This is a genomic window from Ensifer sp. 22521 (assembly GCF_052044795.1).
Taxonomy (GTDB): domain Bacteria; phylum Pseudomonadota; class Alphaproteobacteria; order Rhizobiales; family Rhizobiaceae; genus Ensifer.
Genome location: NZ_JBQENM010000014.1, coordinates 27965 through 47219, shown reverse-complemented (window position 1 = coordinate 47219; position 19255 = coordinate 27965). Strand labels below are relative to the sequence as shown.

14 protein-coding genes are annotated in these 19255 nt (G+C 60.6%); 5 read left to right on the top strand and 9 right to left on the bottom strand.

Going from position 1 to position 19255, the window contains the following annotated elements; translation table 11 throughout:
• Positions 1–131: 131 nt before the first annotated feature.
• The gene (locus ACTJKE_RS21810) at positions 132–1340 is read right to left on the bottom strand and encodes an acyl-CoA dehydrogenase family protein (RefSeq protein WP_440636237.1); all 1209 of its coding nucleotides are present in this window, start codon (positions 1338–1340) and stop codon (positions 132–134) included.
• A 44-nt stretch (positions 1341–1384) separates the two neighbouring features.
• Between ACTJKE_RS21810 and ACTJKE_RS21805 the strand changes: the two genes are divergently transcribed.
• Entirely contained in the window at positions 1385–2296 is a 912-nt protein-coding gene (locus ACTJKE_RS21805; protein ID WP_440692341.1) for a LysR substrate-binding domain-containing protein, read from the top strand.
• A gap of 602 nt (positions 2297–2898) precedes the next feature.
• Here the strand turns inward: ACTJKE_RS21805 and ACTJKE_RS21800 are convergent.
• The gene (locus ACTJKE_RS21800) at positions 2899–4353 is read right to left on the bottom strand and encodes a TrkH family potassium uptake protein (protein WP_440636241.1); all 1455 of its coding nucleotides are present in this window, start codon (positions 4351–4353) and stop codon (positions 2899–2901) included.
• 342 nt (positions 4354–4695) lie between these two features.
• Here ACTJKE_RS21800 and ACTJKE_RS21795 point away from each other — a divergent pair, with 342 nt between their 5' ends.
• The gene (locus tag ACTJKE_RS21795; protein WP_440692339.1) at positions 4696–4950 is read left to right on the top strand and encodes a hypothetical protein; all 255 of its coding nucleotides are present in this window, start codon (positions 4696–4698) and stop codon (positions 4948–4950) included.
• 47 nt (positions 4951–4997) lie between these two features.
• On the opposite strand, the gene ACTJKE_RS21790 is transcribed toward ACTJKE_RS21795, so the two are convergent.
• The 7 genes from ACTJKE_RS21790 to ACTJKE_RS21760 form a co-directional block, all read right to left on the bottom strand.
• A complete protein-coding gene (locus ACTJKE_RS21790) occupies positions 4998–6086 on the bottom strand; it encodes a glycoside hydrolase (RefSeq protein WP_440692405.1) in 1089 nt (362 codons plus the stop codon).
• Positions 6087–6117: 31 nt separating this feature from the next.
• Entirely contained in the window at positions 6118–7290 is a 1173-nt protein-coding gene (locus tag ACTJKE_RS21785) for a polysaccharide pyruvyl transferase family protein (RefSeq protein ID WP_440636245.1), read from the bottom strand.
• A gap of 152 nt (positions 7291–7442) precedes the next feature.
• On the bottom strand, positions 7443–8621 hold the full coding sequence (locus ACTJKE_RS21780; protein WP_440636247.1) for a polysaccharide pyruvyl transferase family protein: 1179 nt from the start codon (positions 8619–8621) through the stop codon (positions 7443–7445).
• Positions 8622–8659: 38 nt separating this feature from the next.
• Positions 8660–11341: a glycosyltransferase gene (locus ACTJKE_RS21775; protein ID WP_440692337.1), complete on the bottom strand. Its 2682-nt coding sequence runs from the start codon at positions 11339–11341 to the stop codon at positions 8660–8662.
• Complete coding sequence (locus ACTJKE_RS21770) at positions 11328–12800, bottom strand: DUF6212 domain-containing protein (protein WP_440636251.1); 1473 nt, start codon at positions 12798–12800, stop codon at positions 11328–11330. Before ACTJKE_RS21770 ends, ACTJKE_RS21775 begins: the two co-directional genes overlap by 14 nt.
• A 174-nt stretch (positions 12801–12974) precedes the next feature.
• On the bottom strand, positions 12975–14228 hold the full coding sequence (locus ACTJKE_RS21765) for a glycosyltransferase family 4 protein (protein WP_440692336.1): 1254 nt from the start codon (positions 14226–14228) through the stop codon (positions 12975–12977).
• A gap of 45 nt (positions 14229–14273) precedes the next feature.
• Positions 14274–14846, bottom strand: a complete 573-nt coding sequence (locus ACTJKE_RS21760) for a MarR family transcriptional regulator (protein ID WP_057249450.1) — start codon at positions 14844–14846, stop codon at positions 14274–14276.
• A gap of 232 nt (positions 14847–15078) precedes the next feature.
• Here ACTJKE_RS21760 and ACTJKE_RS21755 point away from each other — a divergent pair, with 232 nt between their 5' ends.
• The 3 genes from ACTJKE_RS21755 to ACTJKE_RS21745 all read left to right on the top strand — a co-directional run bounded on the left by ACTJKE_RS21755 (position 15079) and on the right by ACTJKE_RS21745 (position 19190).
• On the top strand, positions 15079–16824 hold the full coding sequence (locus tag ACTJKE_RS21755; RefSeq protein WP_057249448.1) for a type I secretion system permease/ATPase: 1746 nt from the start codon (positions 15079–15081) through the stop codon (positions 16822–16824).
• Positions 16821–18239, top strand: a complete 1419-nt coding sequence (locus ACTJKE_RS21750; protein ID WP_440692334.1) for an HlyD family type I secretion periplasmic adaptor subunit — start codon at positions 16821–16823, stop codon at positions 18237–18239. Before ACTJKE_RS21755 ends, ACTJKE_RS21750 begins: the two co-directional genes overlap by 4 nt.
• A gap of 291 nt (positions 18240–18530) precedes the next feature.
• Positions 18531–19190 carry a calcium-binding protein gene (locus tag ACTJKE_RS21745; RefSeq protein ID WP_057249444.1) on the top strand — a complete coding sequence of 220 codons (660 nt, stop codon included), beginning with the start codon at positions 18531–18533 and terminating at the stop codon, positions 19188–19190.
• Positions 19191–19255 lie beyond the last annotated feature (65 nt).

Genomic DNA, 19255 nt, shown 5'->3' with positions numbered 1-19255 from the left:
ATCAGACGGACGGTGGGCTGGATCAGCCAGTGAAAACAGATGATCACGGACCCGACGAAGATCGGCCGGCCCCGGCAGCTCTATAGCGGACCGACGCGGCGGATTACGTCGGGACCAGCGCGCGCTAATCGTTAGAAGCTTGCGCCGCTGATATCGCCGCCAAGAGCGTAGCGGCCACCGATCACAAACTGCTCGGCACTTATGGCGATGTGTTTGGCCGCCGCGCGAACGTCGCGTTCGCGCCTCTCGAAGGGCTGGGACTCGGCAAGGGCCCGGGCTCCGATCAGATCGTTCACCCGCAGTACGACGCTCACTGCGACTTCAGCGGCGTGAGAACAGGCAAGCCGATAGTTGATCCGGGCCGCAACCAGATCAGAGCCCTCGCTTTCGACGGACGCGCACAAGTCCGACATGGCTGACCGCATGTAGGCGCCAGCCGCCCTGCACTGCGAAAGGCAGCGCCCGATCTCTGCGTGAGCCAGTTCGCGTTCTGCGACGGGGACGGTCATGCCCTGACGACGGTGGCCGGAGCTTAACGAGATGAGCGCGTCGATTGCGCCCTTCGCGATCCCAAGCGGCACTGTGGCAACAGTCCAGACAAAGGCGGAAATGCCCGGAAGGCGATAGACGACACCGGCGTGGGTAGGATTTGGCTGAAAGTCGCAAACGAATTCGGCTGGCAGGAACGCGTTGTCTGCCTCGAAATCCCAGCTTCCGGTGCCTCTCATCCCTGACACATGCCAGTTGTCGATCAGATTGACGGCCTCACGGGGCAAGAACGCTAGAACGATCCGCCCGCTTCCTTCGTTCACTTCACAAAGCGGGGCAAAGGTCGTGGCGTGTGGCGCGCCGCTGGCGAAAGGCCACCGGCCAGTGATGCGGTATCCACCCTTAGCAGGGACCGCCTTGCCAATCGCGCCTGTGCTTGAGGCGACGAAGGCCGACGGTTTCCCGAACACCTTCTGTGCGGCGTCCAACGGCAGATAGCCGCCAGCGCGCGAAATGCCGCCTCCGTTTCCGACGAGCCAGCCGATTGTTCCATCAACTGCTGCGGCATGCTCGACCACGGTCATGAAGTCGAGGGGCGAAAGCCCGCATCCGCCCAGTTGAGCTGGCAGCAGGAGGCGGAAGAACCCCGTTTCGCTCAAGGCACCAAACACCTCGTCCGACAGCCTTCGATCCGCGTCAAAGCGCCCGGATTGCTCTGCCAGCAAAGGGCGGATCTGTTCGAACCTTTCGATCATGGTTGCAGCGGTCGATGCCGATTGTCCGTCCAGCATGATGATCTCCTTCCAGAATGCCGGAATGATCGGACTCGATGAGATGCGCGGCAACAGCAAAGAATTCGGGGCAAGGTGAGTACAATTCATCTAGAATTCGACGCATGCACCGCCTTCCGCCTCTTCGAGAGCTTCAGGCCTTCGAATCCGCGGCCCGCCTTCTGAGCTTCAGGAAGGCGGCCGAGGAACTGTCCGTCACACCCACAGCCGTCAGCCACCAGATACGGCTACTGGAACGCTATTGCGGCCAGCCCCTTTTTCAGCGCCAGCCGAGGCCGTTGCAACTCACCACTGCGGGCGCACAGCTTCTGCCGGTTGTCCGGGACGCTTTTCTGTCGATCTCGGACGAGCTTGCGCGCCTTACCCCTGGCAGCCCGATCGGCCATCTTCGGGTGACGACAACCAGCGCCTTCGCCGCGCGCTGGCTGCTGCCGCGCCTGGAAAGCTGGCGAGCGGAAGCGCCGGGATCGACGCTCGACCTTGTGGGAACGGATACGGTACTGAACCTTCGCACGGGCGAAGTTGACGTTGCGATCCGTTATGCGCGGCGATCCCCGACAGACGGAGTCGCGGTGGAGCTACTTCGCGATACCTTCCACGTCGTTGCGGCGCCGTCGATTCTTCAGGAAGGCGTCCGCATGATCGAGCCTCAGGCGATCCTCGATCTGCCACGTGTCGAGGTCGGCTGGCCCCTGGCCGACGTAGGTGCGCCCACTTGGCGTCACTGGGAGACTGCGGCCCGAGCGGCAGGCTACCGAATCAGCGGCACCGTCCGGCCACCGCAACTGAAAATCCACGAAGAGCACCACGGGATCGAAGCGATCGTAGCCGGACAGGGTCTTGGGCTGTGTAGTGACGTGCTCGTTGCACGGGAGCTTCGCGATGGCCGTCTTCTGCGAGTCAGCGATATCGTTCTGCCCGGCTACGGCTTCTACTTTGTCTATCGGGCCGAGCACCCGAGGCGCGGGGCCTTGGAAGCCCTGCTTCGCTGGATGCAGCGACAAGCCTCCGCGTGAAGCCGATTGTCAAACATGCGCGTGCGCCGGCTCCCACGCACAGAAGATGACCTCAATCGATACTTCGCGCCGACCCCGAATGGCAGGAATGCCGCAGTGGTGCTGCAGCAAGTCGGTTCCCAGTGAATGATCGGTGTAGGTCTGAACGGCGTATCGTCCTACGGCAGGTTCGTCCGCAAAGCTGCCCTACGCAAGCCGCCCCGCGTCAGCCGCTCTGAGGGTTCGAAGTGTCTGAGTCTGACCACTAGCTAGGATCACGCACACGTTTCACGAAAGCGAGTACGCCTACGCTCAGTTGAATAACATTTGAGGCGAGTTATGATTCCAGACGAAATTACCGCGGCGGCGTGGACCATTTCAGCCAGGCATCTCGCACGCGGACAACGCGACCCTACGATGATGATTGCCGAGGCGATTGCGTTGGAGCGGCAACGCTGCTTGGCCATCGCCACCGAATGCTGCGGAGAAAACAGCGGCGTGGCCAGAGAAATACGAAACGCCGGTAGTTAGGTGACGGGTTTCAATCGCCGTACTCACGCGTTGATGATGCCTGCGGCGATCGCGAGAAGTGCGCTATCAACGACTGGTTCCATCCGCGCAGCTCAATCCCTCCAGAAGAGCGGGGTCAGGATGACCAGCACCGTCAGGATTTCGAGACGGCCAAACAGCATCATCACCGACAGAAGGTATAGGGCTGGATCCGACAAGGTCGAAAAGTTTCCAGCCGGTCCGATGATCGGCCCGAGCCCGGCGCCGACATTGGAGAGCGCTGTGGCAACGGCGGAGGCAGCAGTGACGAGATCGTAGCCTATGGCGCCCATCGCCAGGCTGCCGAACGCCCAGATGAACATATAGGCGGTAAAGAACATGAAGACCGTGCGCTGGACATCGATATCGACGAGGCCCTTGCCGTAGCGCACCGTGTGGACCGCATTCGGATAGATCAGCTTGAAGAGGCCCGCCCGAATGGAATTGAAAATGATGATGAAACGGTAGGCTTTCATGCCGCCGGCCGTCGAGCCGGAGCACCCGCCCATGAAGGTGGCGGCGAAAGCAAGGGCGACGATGAACTCCCCCCACAGCATGTAATCGTCGCTGGCAAAGCCGGTCGTCGACAGGATTGACGAGACCGTGAAGAACCCATGCGCAAGCGCATCGCTCGCTGTGACGCCATTGGCAAGGCGCTGATAAAGACTTGCGGCAAGCGCAAGTATGGTCAGATAGGACAGGAAGACGATGATCTGCGGATCCTTCAGCGTATCGAGCCGGCCGCGAACGATGAAGAGAATGAGCACCGAAAACGGCAGGCTGCTCAAGGTCATGAAGAACGTAGCGACCCACAGGATCGGCAGGCTCTTGAAGTAGCCGAGCGAGGCGTCGTGCGTGGCGAAGCCTCCGGTCGCGATCGTCGACATTGCATGGTTCAGCGCGTCAAAGCGGCTCATGCCCAGGTAGGAGTAGATTATCGCGCAGGTGACCGTCAGCACCACGTAGATGAGGATGAAGGCACGGGTAAAGGTGACGATCCTGGCGAAGGGCTTTTCGGTCGTATCCGAGGATTCCATCTTGAAGAAGGACATGCCGCCGACACGCAAGTAAGGCATGACGAAGAGCCCGAGCGCCACGATCCCGATGCCGCCCAGCCAATGCAGCAGCGAGCGCCAGAGCAGAATGCCCGGCGGAGCGAAATCGAGACCGGTGATCACCGTCGAGCCAGTCGTGGTAATGCCCGAGACGGATTCAAACAGGGCCTTGGCAAAATCGAGTTCCAGCGACGAGAACCAGAAAGGCACCGCACCTACGAGCGAGATGACGAGCCAGAGCAAGTTGACGACGAGGAAGCCCATCTTGCGGCTGAAGGGCGGAGGGCCGCCCTGCGTCGCGGCCATCGTCAGAAGTGAGACGCCCCCGGTAATGAAGGCCGACACAGCAAATATCCGCCAATCCGGATGCCCATAGAACAGGTCCACCGCCGCCGGAAGAAGCATCGTGAGCGACAGGTAGAAGGCTGCCTTCGCGGCAATGTTGATAGCGGATTGGTAGAGAGATGCATGCAATGGTCGACGGCCCCAGCGCAGTTGTCCGAAAGCCCGAATCGGCTGTTGGGATCGGCGCCATTCAATCCGAAAGACGCGCGATTCGCACCCGCCGCTGCCGGCAAGTCCATCGGACGCAGGCCGAGAGCCCGCTTTCTATCTTACATTCGGCGCGTTTCATCACTGCCGGCGGGACGAGCAGCACCGGCAAAAGCCGATAAGCTGCGGTTTCCACAGCCGTTCTGCGGCATTTTGCCCATTCAACTCTAACTCACGAAAAGATCAGGCCTTTCGGGCGCGACAAGTCATCACCTTGACTTATTTCAGCGTGTAAAGCCTGCTGCATCCATTCCACATGCAACCTTGAGCAAACCGACGACACCCGCCCGTTTCACCCAATGCCTTCTCGTTCTTCGTTGGACGCCGATCAATCTGGCGAGCGCCCTGCATTGCAACCTGGCGTGGATCGAGGCGATGGAGACCGGTGAAGAGCAGGTGCCGGACGAATTGGCGACCTGGCTGGAGACGCTGGCACGCACCCACGAGGAACTCGGCATCCCCGTCACATATCGTGGCAAAGGCCTTGGACCGGCAACAAGCCGCGCTACGCGCCGTTAACCGACGCAGCCGGGCGCTGATCCAAGCGGAGCTCTGCGCGGGGTAGGTCAATGCTTCTCCGGGGCGATTGCCAAGGCACCGGCAGGGCTGAGCGTACCGCAGCGCCAGAGCCGGTAAGATTGCTGTGTATCCCAGTCATAGTAGTAGGCCGCATCCAGTCGCTTTGTCTTCGCGTAGTCGGAAAAGACGCTGCGCATGGCAGCCATCGCCCCCTCGCGCTGACGATCATCGACGGGACAGGTTCGGGCCGTGTTGGCGATCCCCCATTCCGTCACCCAGCATGGCCGGCCGCTCTCCGATGGCTCACAGAAACCGAGGAGCTTGGTGACGACGGATGTGATCGCTTTCGGATCCTTGCGGGCGGGGTAGATGTGGATGCCGTAGGCGTCGACATGCTTGTCCATTCCCCGTTCCCGCAGAAGCATTATCACCTCAGCTGGATCGAGCCGCTCCATGCCTTGCCGGTCCGCTTCCTTGGCGCCCATGTCAGAGAGCCCGGCGGAGACAATGGCGGCGCCACTGCTCTTGGCGCTTTTGCGCACCTCATCACGGGTGATCCTTAGCACCTCTATGTAGCGGTCGAGGCCCTCTTCGAAAGCTGCGCGATCCTTGAGATCCGCGACGGTTCGCGGCGTCGGCTCACCGGGCTTCTGATAGACGGCAAGGTCGCCGTTGTAGCCGGCAAGGTTGATCTCGTTTCCAGGCTCCACAGCTTCGAGGCGAACACCGAGAGCATCCAGGCGCATGAGCGCTTCGCGAAGGCCCAAGCGGTATCGATCGAGATCCAGATCGGACAGGCGGTTGATGTCCCAGATGCGCCCCTGGCCACTGCGGGGAAGCACCGCATCCGCATAGTAGCTTTTGTTCGCAAGCTGAATTTCGAGCAGGATACGCAATCCGAGCCGGCTGGCTATGCCGACCGCGTCGATGCTCTTTTCGACCGGCCGAGACAGGGAGAGCCGCACATGTGTAGCGCCGCTATCGGCGATCTCCTTGAGCACACGCTCCTGCTCGGCGCGGTCGAGCCAGGCGAGATTGAGCCGATTGACCCCGTAGCGCGCAAAAGCGGCGTCCCCGGCCAGGGCTGGCAGGGCGCCAAAGATCGCCGCCAGGGAAAGCTGGGCGGCAAGGAGCAGCGCCCATGGCGCTGCTCTCGTCAAGAGGCGATTAGATCCCAACCTGTTTGAGCGCACTTTGGAAGTTCGCCTCGCAAGCAGAGTACCGCTCAGTGACGGCCTGGGCATCGATCTTTGACAGGAAGTTGGCGAGATGGGCGCGCTTGTCGCTTTCGCGGTTCCACACGCCCGCCTCGATATAGGGGAAGCCGATGAATTCGAGCATCTCCCGCATGCGGTCGTCGACGGCGATCATGAGCGACGGCGTACCCGCCTGCATGCCGATGACGCAACCATGGAACCGCCGGCCGATGCAGAGGTCTCTCGACGACGACCAGGCGCGCCACTGGTTGGTGTCGAAAAACACCATGAGCTCGTTCTCTCTCTGCCACTTCTCCTGATGCTTGTATTCGGTCTTGCCGGTTATGCGACCGCTTGAGCGGTCGTAGACCGGAGCGTTGTCGTCCACCGGGAGCGTAAGGTTATAGGCAACGACCTCGTCCTGGATGACGTAGCTTGCGACGCTATCGGGCTTCAGCAGCGCATGGGCATCGACGATCGTGTCGGCGACGCTGCCGAGATAACCGCCGAGCGCGAGTTTCTGGGCCGATGCCAGGTCGGCATTGGCAAGAGACGTCAGCGAGCGTCGCATCTCGTTCGGTGCGAAGAAGAGCGACGGGCAGCCGGTCGGCTTGACGAACTTCATGCCCTCTGTCCTGAGGAACTCCGCGGTGAAGTAACCCCGGGTCAGGAAGAAGCTCTCCTTCTGCTTCAGCACCTCGAGGAACCGCAATGTGCCGGCCGGCAGGTTCTCCTTGAGCCCTTCCCGCTTCTGGATACCGATGCCCATCACCAGCACGGGCATCTTCAGTTTCTCGAAGACATCGGCTTCGAGATCGGCGGAGTATCCCGGGCGCAACAGGTTCGCCGAGGCGAACACGCACATGTCGAATTCCTTGTTCAGGGCATCATAGACATCGTTGGCGCCGCGGCTGTTGACCAGGTGCCAGAAGGGCACATAGGTCACGTCATGTCCGCGCAAGGCGTAAGCTGCGCCCTCGCCGATCAGGTAGTTACCGGTGTTGGCGATCTTTTTGACCTGATCGATCAGTTCCTTCTTGCTTCGGATATCGTCGAAGTAAGGCTTGTGAAGGACCGTCGCACCGGAAACACGCGAGACGGTACGCTGGAGATAAGAAGGGATTCCGGTGAGCAGGATACGCATCGATACACCTGATTAATCGGCTGGCCGACAGAGTTGACGAAGAGCAAGTGCGGGATGAGGAGATGTGTGTGGGGTCTTCCTCATCCCGCCCGAACATTGTGAAATCGATCGCATTCGTGCCTCGGGTTGTACGCACCCGAGGCGTCAGCGATTTATTGGCCGATGCCGATTTCGCGCAGCACCGTGCGGAAATTGCGCTCGCGATCGGAGTAGCGGTCGACCAATTCGGATGCATTCAGCCCGGCCAGATGGCTGGCGACGAATTCCGCGCGGTTTTCGGCTTTTTCGAGTTCCTGCACCTCGACCGACGGCAGGCCGGTAAAGCCCAGCATTTCGCGCATCCGGTCGTCAACTGCCACCATCAGGCTCGGTACGCCCGCCTGCATGGCGATGATCGAGCCGTGGAACCGCCGGCCGAAATTGAAGTCCATATGCGAGGCCCAGGCGCGCCACTGGTTGGTATCGAAGAAGGTGCGCACGTCGAACGGGACCTTTTGGCGCTCAGCGCCCGGAAAGGCGAGATCGCCGAGCATCTTTCCAGAGCAGGAGTCAAAAACTCTGCCATCGGCATCCGGCTCGACCTTCATGTCGAAGTGCAGGAACTCGTCCTGGATAACGTATTGCGGCTTGGCTCCCTCGGGGTTCAGCGCAATCGCATCGACGATGCAATCGTGATTGGCGCCGAGATAACCCGAAAAGATCGTCTTTGCCTGGCCGATCTTGACGCTCGGCAGCTTCTTCATCGACGCGCGCATGTTGTTCGGCGCGAAGTAGACCGAGGGGCAGCCAGTCGGTCGAACGTACTTGAAGCCCTGGTCCTTCAGGTAACCAGCCGTCTCATAGCCGCGGGTCAGGAAATAGTGTTCGCGGTCCTTGAGCACGTCGAGCAGACGCTTCGTTCCCTCCGGCAGGCCCGTTTCCAGATCCTTGCGGTTCTGATGGCCGATGCCGAGCATGACGATCGGCATCTTGAGCTTGCTCAGGACATCGGCTTCAGCATCCGCCGACAGCCCCTTGCGCAGGAGATTTGCGCAGGTGAAGACGCAGATGTCGAAGTTGTTGTTGAACTCGTCAAACCCGCTGCCGTTCTTGTGGCTGTTGTAGAGATGCCAGAACGGGATCTGCTTGGCATGCGGCGCGATCGCACGTAGAGCTCCCTCACCGATCAGATAGTTGCCGGTGTTGCTGATGTTGCGAAGCTCCTGAAGAAACTCGTCCTTGGATTCGGGCTGTTTCTGCCGTTCCGAATAGGAAACCGACAGGCCATTCGCGCCATTGGCGAGGCGCGTGTAATGGCCAGGAATGCCCGTCAGGAGGATTCTTGGACGCATGCGTAAGTCCCTTCTAGTTGAAAAGTCGCCCGGCGCGCTCAAACTGCTGCTGCAACGCCGGTATTGGATGTCTCACGCGCACGAATAACCTTGGCGCGCGAAAGAGATGAATTGTTCACGGAGCCGTCACACCAGCCAAGGAACTCCGCGAAAGAGTTTGGCCAGGCCCGGCGCGCCGCCGTTCTGAGGCAGCCTTCCATGATGGGGGCAAGCAGGTTGCGGTCGCGCGCGACCTCAGCGATTGCCTTCACCATGTCTCGCACCACCTGCGGGTCGGAGGGGGCGTCGATCAGGATGCCGTCCTCACGATCAACGATGAGCTCGTCGACTGCGCCGACGGCGGTCGCGATTGGAACACAGCCGAGCTGCTGCGCTTCTGCGATCATCAAGGGCGCACCTTCCCAGCGCGACGGCATGACAAGCACATCGGCCCAACCGAGCGCCTTGATCAGATCCCGGCTGGCAAAGACAGGCGGACGCACGTCGACGCCGAGCTCTTTCAGCCGGTCGGTCCAGGAGAAGCTGGCGTCAGCCAGGATCTCGCCGCCGATCGCCCGGGCGTCGAACGGCACACGTGCCGCGCGCAGCTCCGAAATCGTCGCGGCGAGCCGGTCGATGCCTTTCTGCTGGTCGAGGCGGCCCATGTAGAGAAGCCTCAACCGATCGTCCTTGCGTTCGATCCGCCGCACCTGCAGCACCTCCGCAAGCACCTTCGGCGGGACCGAGAAGCTTGCGCCGTTCGGAACCGCAAATATCTTTTCAAGCGGTACGCCGAAGCTGTGCAGATAGAACTTGAGCTGTTCCGAGCAGGTCAGGAAGGCGTCGTAGCAATGCTCGTGCGCGATCGCTGCGAAAGGCTGGCCGGCCGGGCGCTTGAACGGCGTGTTGTCGACGACATGCAGATAGCAGGCTGTGCGCGTACCTTCAGAACGCAGTCGGGCGATCAGCGGGTGCATCGCCATGACGTGGTTGTTGATGACCAGATCGAAGCCAGAAAGCTGGCCCTTCAATGCGCCCCAATCGACCTCATGATGTTCGGCGATGAAGTCGTGTCCCAGGAACGAGCCGGAGCCGCCCCAGGCCGGAATGCCCTGATCCCAGAAATGCACGTAATCGAAGCTCGCATCGAATTCGTCGATCACGTCCATCCGGCTGGTGCCGAGCACGAACAGGTGCGTCTCATAGCCGGCGGCCCGCAGTTCGCGGGACGCAGCATAGATCACCTTCTCGGCGCCACCGAAGGAGGCGTTCGGCACGAGGAGTGCTGCCGTTTTCTTTCCGGCCTCGCTGTGTCCGAGCGGCAGCACCGGCGAACCGCCGATTTCCGTGCGCAAGGCTTTATGCAGATCGGAATAGGGCATGAGCCGCGGCGGGCGCCACGTCCAGCGGCGCCCGGCGGTGCGGCGCAGCGGGCTCGTGGCAATCGCGTTGACGCAGTTGATCATGACCTGTTGCGGCGTGATGAGCGTCCGGCGCGGCAGGGCCCTTGGGAACGGGAACCGCACATTGAGGACCGCCGACGTCGGCCAGACTTGCTGGCTGCCGATCGAGGCGAACCAGTCGAGCGCGTTGTTGCGGATGACATCGCGCAAAAGCGCCGTCGAAATGAAGATGAGATCCGGCTGGCCGAGGTGCTCGGATCCGGCATCGAGGAACGTCGGCTCGATCTTGCGCTGCGTGGCGTCATTGCCGAGATGGACGAAGACAACATTCGCCTTCTCGCTCAGCCGCTCCAGGTGGCAAAGCACGTTCGGCAACATGCGCGAGCGCAAGAGCAAATCGATCGTCGCCCCGCTGCCAGCCATCACGAATGGCGGAAAGTGCACGTTGTCCGGCTCACCGGTATTTGCCCAGAAGGCCGGAATGATATCGTCGAGGCGCAGCCGCTTCGGCTGCTTGGTCGGGTCGGTGAAGAACGAGATCGCCGCGTCTTCTGTGCGCGCGAAGAGATAGCGCGGGCACTCCTCGTGCTCGAAGTCGACGAGCATCGGCCGCTGGAACAGGGCTCTGTGGCGCTTCCTGAGGAAGCTTACGGACGTCGCACGATCGCGGTTGGCTTCCTTGAACCGGCTTTCCGCCCGCAGGCGGTATTCAAAGGTCGTCTCGTGGCAAGGCGTGCCGACGAAGCCATGTTCCACGCAGGAGAGCCAGAATTCCCAGTCTTCGAAACCGTTCTGCCGGTCGTCGTTGAAACGAACGCCCTCCCGGAAGACATCGATGGAGATCATCGAGCCCGTGTCGCAGATGTTGTCGGTGATGCAGTGAACCAACCTGGAATAGTGGTTGCCGTAGTGCGCCCGCCAGCTCACCGAGAAGGTGTCGATATTGGTATAGACCCAGCCGGCGCCGCTCTCACGCAGTTGGCGGTAAAGGGTTTCGATCGTGCCCGGCAGAACGCGATTGTCAGCGTCGAGAAAATAGACGGCCTTCGCTTCAGACAGGTTTTCAAGCACATAGTCGATGGCGCGGTTGCGCGCGCCGCCCGGCCCTGCATTGCGGCCGAAGACCACGTGGATGTCCGGATGAGCCGCAGAAAACAACAGCAGTTGATCGAAGGTCTCGTGCCGTGGGTCACCATCGACCGAGACGACGATGGCGATCCGGCAATCCGAAAGCGCCGAAGCCAGTGCGGACTCGATTGCCTCGAGTGCCAACGCCGCGTGCCCGTAGAGCGGCATGGCAATCGCGATCAGATCGCGTGGATCGCTATTGCTGGACATGAGATGCACCACCCGACTGCTTTACCATCCGGAAGCCCGACACCTTGAGCCAGGAAAAATCGACGGAGTCGGTGACCGCGCGGCTGAGGATCACCAGATCCATGGGATGGCGCACCGGCTCGTCCAATTGGAAATTGATATTAATCGGCTGCTGGTTCGTGACCTCGCGCCAGCCGCTGAAAAAGGCCGAAGGCTTGACCGAGCCCTTGCGGGCGAGTTCGGCAACTTCCGAGCGCGCGTTCGAATTGGCTGGCGCGAGCAGGAAGCTGACGGCGGCAGGCGCCCCCTTCGGATGATCGACGATGGCACTTGCGGAGAACGATATGGTTCCGGGCTCGACCGCCCGACCGATGGCACCGGCCGACACGCCGCTCGGCAGCGGGTGGCAGACGACTGCGTGTTCGTGCTCGAGGTAGCGCACGGTCTGGAACTCCGGAACCACCGGCGTGACCGAAACGTCGACGATCTGGCTCAAGAGATCCACCGACAGCCGGTAATCCTCGATGAAGTGACCGTCGAGCAGAGCCGTTGGCGCAATCATGTTGGGCATGCGCGTTGGCTTGACGCCGGGAAGGCCCGTATAGATGCGGAACGCGAGCGGACGCAGATCGAGGTCGGCATGACGCGTTTCAGAGCGCGCGGTGTAGTGCTCGCTGGCAATGGGGTAGCCGAGCGAAAGACCAATGGTTTCCGAGCCCGTCGTCGACACCCTCACCCGCAACGTCCTCGCTCCGCCTCCGCATGTGCGCGGTAAGGCGAAGAAGTTCCAGGTAGGTACCAGCTGTGAAAACGGCACAGACCATTCGGCCACGCCTTCGCCGCTTTCGACATAGCTCAGGACGACGACCAGTTCGCCACCGTCTCTCGGAACGGAATTGAAGTGTAGCGCGATGCCTGCCACGCCATGGCTGGACACCGGCAGGAGCTGCTCGACGAAAGCATTGGCAATCAGATGGCCGATGCCTTCGTCCTTGGGGTCGACATAGGGATCGTGCGCAAAGACCTCGGTGACCGGCTCCCAGTTGCGCGCCTGGAAGGCGTCTTCGAGCGCACGATAATTCTCGAGCAGCGTTTCGCGCTCGCGGCGCAATAGCGCGAGCTCCGAAGTGATCGCACTCGAAAACCGCGCAAGACGCCCGACACCGCCGTCGACCAGCGCCTGAATGATTACGGCACTTTCTGCCGCCGTGTGTGCACTCAACCGCTTGACCGGGAAATCCGGTACGGTGCCAAGCGCACGCAAGGACACGAGCCGTTCCGCAAGATCCTCCTCACCCTCTTTTGAGAAGGCAAGCCCGATCAGCGGGAATACGTTTTCGAGAGTGGTTTGGGCCCGATCGCCCTTGGGAAGGAAATGAACCAGGTGCTCGATGCCGCTACCTTCGACACTCGCCCTGTCATGATCAGATGCCACCACCAGCTTTCGCTTCGTTTGCGAATACCTCACGCCAGAAGACATCAACTCTTGCACGCGCCACCTTCAATATGAACAAGTTCCCTCTGAAGTTGAATTCGCCGAAATGAAATACATCGGCGAATTCAAGCTCATACGAAAATCATATCAAGGTTATTTGCACTGCACAATAAGTGATATTTGTGTTTTTCGTGAAATAATACTTCGGATTTTGAAGTATTATGCAGATGAAACCAGTGAGATATTAGAGGTCTTGGCACTGTTTGTTGCCTTGTCTAACAACATCATCTGTCGCGCGATGCAATCACCCAACCGGAACCGCTGTTCGATCGTTCGGCGGGCGGCTGCACGCATCTCGGTATACCGTTCCGGGTGACGCAACGCATCGGAAAGCGCGCCCGCGAGCGCGTCCGTATCAAAGAATGGCACAAGCAGGCCGTTGCGACCGGAACTCACGACTTCCTGCATGGGGGCGGTATCCGACCCGATGACAAGTGCGCCGCAGGCCATGGCCTCCAGCACCGACCAGGAAAGCACGAAGGGATAGGTCAGGTAGATATGCGCCGCCGAGATCTGGAAGAGCTGTCGCAACACGGCATGTGGCACGACGCCCGGAAACAGGAACCGGTCCGCCGGCACCTCCAGGGACTGCAGCAGGTGATCCCTCCAGGAGCCTCCGCCCGGCGGCGGAGCGCCGTAGCTGACGCCATCGCCTCCGACGAACACGAAGAGCGCATTGGGATGTTCCCGCGCGACTTTCGCCGCCGCCGCAAGCGCCTGTGGAAAGCCGCGATATGGTTCGAGGTCGCGGGCCACGAAAGTGACGATCGGCGGATCGCCGGCTTTCAGCACCCGCCCATCCGGAAGCTTGAGGGAGGCCGATGCATCCGGACGGAAGACGCGCGTATCGACACCCTCATGGCAAACGGCGATGCGTCCGCGGTGCTCAGTCGGATAGAGGCTCCTTTGCCAATGGGTCGGACTGATGCCGCCATCCATTGCCTCCAGCGACAGCAGCTGCGCCATGTTTCGCAGACGCAGCCGCTTTCGCGTGTCCGAATCGGGTTGGTCGTCAGGGGCAAAACCGATGTCCGCCCCTTCAGCGCGATAGAAGAATTCGCAATAGCCGAGCGCTGGAACGTTCGGCAGCACGTCCTTGACGAACATCATGCTGCCCCAGCCCGTGTGTCCGACGATGACGTCGGGCACCTGGCCCTGCTTTGCCATCGCCTCGAAGGTCTCTGCGACCCGGTGACCTATGCGGACGTGATGGTCCGGGACGCCCAAATGCCTTGCCATTTGCGCATTGGCCTGCGGCCCCGGTTCCGCCCTGTGGCGGATGACCCGCGTGGACGGAATCCGCTGATCGACGGTTTCCGTCACGAGGGTTACTTCATTTCCCGTCTGCGCCAAATGGGCCGCGAGAGCGGCGAATTGGCAGAAGCCGCGCCGGTGTACAAATGCTACGTGCATGTTCCTAGCCTTTTACCGATGAAAGGACAGCGTTCGCGCCGCGGCTCAGATGCCGTAACGCGTTGCATTCCCCCAAACCAGCTCAAGCCGGTGCAGCGTTTGAAATGCGGTTTCGAGATTGCGCCGGTCCTGCTCGCCGTGGCTGAGCACCCGTTCATAGGCACCGGCAGCTTTCCTGAGCGAATCGCAGAGCTGCCTGCCCTTTTCCGAAAGCCGAATGCGAGCCGAGCGCCGGTCGCGCTGCGATGCAGCCCGGTCGATATATTCCCCATCGCCCAGTTGCTTCAGATAGTAGGACACGTTTGAACCGACATAGTGGCCGCGATCCAAAAGCTCAGCCACGGACACCTCTGCATCGCCGATCGCGAGCAAGACCATGGCTTGCGCCGGGCCAATGTCGTCGACGCCAAGCTTTGTCAATTCGGCGCGCAACAGGCCGGTAAACCGTCTGCTTGCTCGCTCCATCATCCGCGCCAGTTCGAAATACGAGACCACGGAGGCTTCGCTCTCCTGGCCAATATCTTCGTGTTCAGCGGCACTACCAACTGCGTCATCCCCGGGGCGGATGGCAACAGCGCCGCCGAAATCTGCGAACGGATAGAGAATCTTTTGATTCATCCCTCTCTCCAACTAAGCATTACTACGATATTCAAAAATTACTTCAAATTTTGAAGCAATTTTTCGCCCCCTTTACTCCCCCCGAATATGATTATCTTGAGCATCCCACCATTATTGTGTCACACTTATCACGGCAACACTGTGATTTAAGTGATAACAAACAAAATAGCTTCCTCAAGACCCCAACGAACTTATCCAGAAATTCGCCACGCGTGACAGCAAACGAGGCAATATGATTAGCAAGAACCAAATTGGGCCAAAGACGGCGCAAAATGGAGCAAACGATCCACGGCTGCTTATTTTGAAGGCGCGCCGCGTGTTCGTTTTGGCACTTATTTATGCAGCGCTGCTGAGCGCTTGCATCGGCATCTTGCAGCTCTCCACGCCGCTTTACATGATGCAGGTCCACGACCGCGTCCTGAATAGCCAGAGCATGGACACGCTTACCATGCTGACGATTCTGGTGATCGGGGCGCTCATTATCTATGGCGTGCTCGAATATATCCGTGCGCTGACGTTCCAGGCGATGGGAAGCGCGGTCGTGCGTTGGCTGAACCTGCCAGTGTTGACCGCGGCAGTGCAGGCGGCGGCCGATCAAGGGCTGACCCGCGCGACCCAGTCTCTACGAGACCTGGCTGAGTTGCGCAGCTTTCTCACGACCTCCGCCGTCAGTGCACCGCTCGATGCCGCCTGGTCGCCGATCTTCCTCGGCGTGCTCTTTGCGCTGCACCCGATGTTCGGCCTTCTTGGCGCCATTTCCATTGCCCTGCTCGTGTGTTGTGGATTGCTGACTGATTTGCTGACTCGCCGGCTGATGAAAGAGGCCAATCAAGCCAATATCGAGGCCGTCTCGAAAATTGGTGCGAGCTTGCGCCACGCCGAGGCGATTGAGGCAATGGGAATGCTCCCGGCTCTCGCCCGCCGCTGGCGCGCGGCGCAACTGCATGCGCTGGATGCGCTCGAAGTCAGCGGCAGCCGAAGCAAGGCGATGGCCTCCATCACGCGCTCGCTGCGCTTCATGATCCAGGCGGCAGCGCTGGCGACGGGTTCTATCCTCGTGATGAAGCAGGAGATCTCGCCCGGCGCGATGATGGCCACGACCATTCTGGTCGGACGCCTTCTCGCCCCATTTGATTCGATGATCGAAAACTGGCGCCAATGGGTGCTGGCCATCGCCAGTTGGCGACGGATCGAGGCGGCACTCAAGGAAGATCTCGCCGTACGCCAAACGATGCCGCAGCCGCGCACGCAAGGCGATCTCGTCGTCGACAAACTGGTCTATGCCGCCCCCGGCCTCGATGTGCCGATCATCAAGGGCATCGGATTTTCGCTTTCGCCGGGCGAGGTGCTCGGCATCGTCGGGCCGTCGGCTGCGGGAAAGTCGACGCTTGCCCGCCTCCTTGTCGGCATTTTGAAACCGACCACGGGCGGCGTCTTCCTCGATGGCAACAACGTTTATCTCTGGGAGCGCGCTTCGTTCGGGCAGATGACCGGCTACCTGCCGCAATCGGTCTCGCTGCTCGAAGGCACCATCCGCGATAACATTTCGCGCATGGAGGAAGGCGAGCCTCAAAAAGTGCTCGACGCCGCCCGCCTTGCCGACGTGCACGACATGATCGGCCGGTTGCCACTTGGCTACGATACGCCCGTCGGGGACGGCCATTTGACGCTTTCCGGTGGCCAGCGGCAGCGCATCGCACTTGCCCGGTGCCTCTATGACCGCCCCCGCCTGATCGTTCTCGACGAGCCGAACGCCAACCTCGACGCGATCGGCGAGCGAGCATTGATCCGTGCGATCGAGCGTGCCCGCAACGACGGCGCGATCGTCATCATGATCGCCCACCGGCCAACCATCATGCAGGCGGCAGACAAGCTGCTCGTCCTCGAAAACGGCCGAATCACCCAGTTCGGACCGCGCACCGACGTGGTCGCATCCATGACCCCGGGCGAACCGAGACGGGAAGGCGTTTCCGCATGACAAAGAAACCCAATCTACCGATCGCGCGCGATGCAAAGAACGCGGTGACAACGCGTGGCGGGGAGAACCTACCTGCCATCATCGACCGGCCTCATCCCCTGCATGGGCTGGATGTCGATGCGGAAGGCAGCGCCTCCGCCCCGTTGCGTGGCGTGGTCCTTGCCGGTCTCACGACCATCCTCGTCGCCTTTGGCGGCTTTTTCGGCTGGGCTTTCTCGACGGAGCTCAGCAGCGCCTCGGTCGCAAGCGGCACGATCGTGGTCGATTCGAAGCGCAAGACTGTCAGCCACTTCGAGGGGGGCATTCTCAAGCGCCTGCTCGTCCAGGAGGGTGATCGCGTTGCGGCCGGACAGCCACTCGTCAAGCTCGAAGATACTCGCGCCCGCTCCGACCTGCAGGCGCTGCAAAGCCGTCGCCTCGGTCTGATTGCGAAGCTTGCCCGCCTGAGGGCGGAGCAGACGGATTCACAAGAAATCACGTTCCCCGATGATCTGAAGGGCGCGCCGGATCCGGCAGCCGATGATGCGGTGAAGGCCGAAACGAACTTTTTCGAGCGCCGGCGCGAAGCAAAAGCCGGTCGCCTCGATGTTCAGGGCAAGACCATCGAAGAATTTTCGGAGAAAGCCAAATCGCTCGCCGAGCAGATCCGCGCGACCGATCGACAGATCGAACTGATTACCGAGCAGCGGACTGCGATCGCCACTCTCGTCGCGAAGGAGTTCGCCCAGCGCTCGAAGCTTATCGAGATCGATGCCAAGCTGAGCGAACTGGCGGCAACCCGTGGCGAGCTCGCCGGTAATAAGGCCCAGGCCGAAAAGGCGGAAGCCGGAGCAGAACTCGGGTTGACCGGTATCGAGAATGAGTTCCAATCCGAGATTGCCGGCGAAATCACCACGGCCCGCCTTGAGCTTTCCGATGTCGAAGAACGATTGGTGTCCGCCAAAGACATCCTGACCCGCCTCGACATCCGCTCACCACAGGCCGGGATCGTCACCAACATTCAGCTACGCACAGCAGGCAGCGCCGTCTCGGCGGGGCAACCGCTTCTCGATATCGTGCCCGAGGACGAGCCACTGCTCGTAGAAATGCATGTCGGCACCCGTGACATCGACAGCATCGGTATCGGTTCGAAGACGCAGATCAGGCTGACGGCCTACAACCAACGCACGCACCTGCCTCTTGACGGCGAGATCAGCTATGTTGCGGCCGACCAGTCGGTCGATGAAAAATCGAATGTCTCCTACTACGTGGCGCGTGCCCGCATCGCGGCTTCGTCGCTCAGTGCCAACCCCGACATTCGGCTCTATCCCGGCATGCCTGCCGAGGTCCTGATCGTCCACAAGCCACGCTCGGCGATTGACTACATGGTCTCGCCGATTGCGGATAGCCTGAACCGTGCCTTCCGCGAAGACTGAACTAGAACTTAACCACTATACGAAGCCGGCGAAATTCAATTTCGCCGGCAATTTATTTCTAAATTTGAATTGAATTCCAAGTAATAACGAAGATACTTACCCCTTATATCCCAGGGATAATCATCAAAACGACACACAATATACATCTGAGGTAGCAGGAAACAGCACAGTACATCTGTATTTATTTTGTCTTTGCTGTTGCCATATGTTTTTTTGCAGTGCAATGTCGCGGCGCTCATCCAAGGTTTGAGGCCAGAGATGGGCGTAAGCAACAACTCAGAGGAGTAGCATATGGCCACGTTGGAAGGCGGCGCGTATGATGACGCCCTTTTTGGCTCACGCTTCGACGACTTCATCCATGCACGCAGCGGCGATGACTTCGTGAACGGAGGCAATGGCGACGACACCATCTTCGGTGACGAAGGTGATGATCTGCTGTTCGGCGGCAACGGAAACGATGCCCTGTTTGGCGGCTGGGGCGACGACCTCATCCATGGCGACAACGGGAACGACGTCCTGTTCGGCGGCCAGGGTGATGACGTGCTCAACGGCGACAATGGGAACGACATTCTCCTTGGCGGCGGCGGCAGTGACTTGCTGTTCGGCGGCAGGGGTAACGACGTATTGTTCGGCGGCGCCGACAACGACGTTATCAACGGCGGCCAAGGCGACGACGTCTTGAGCGGCGGCGAAGGCAGCGATGTGTTCGTCTTTGACGGCGGTGGCGGTAACGACGTTATCCTCGACTTCACGCCCGGCGAAGACCTGCTGCAGGTTTCGAAGGACATCAACGGCCTCGACATCTCTTCTCCGGAAGATCTGGCATCGCGCGTCACCCAGGTTGGCGGCAACGTCGTGATCGACTTCGGCCATGGCGACACGCTGACGCTTGTCAATGCCGATGCCGACGACATCCAGGCAAACCCGAACCACTACTTCACGATCCATTGAGATTGACCGGCGCGCCCCACTTCCTCCCGGTGGGGCGCCCTCCCTTTTCGTCCTTCAGGAGTAGC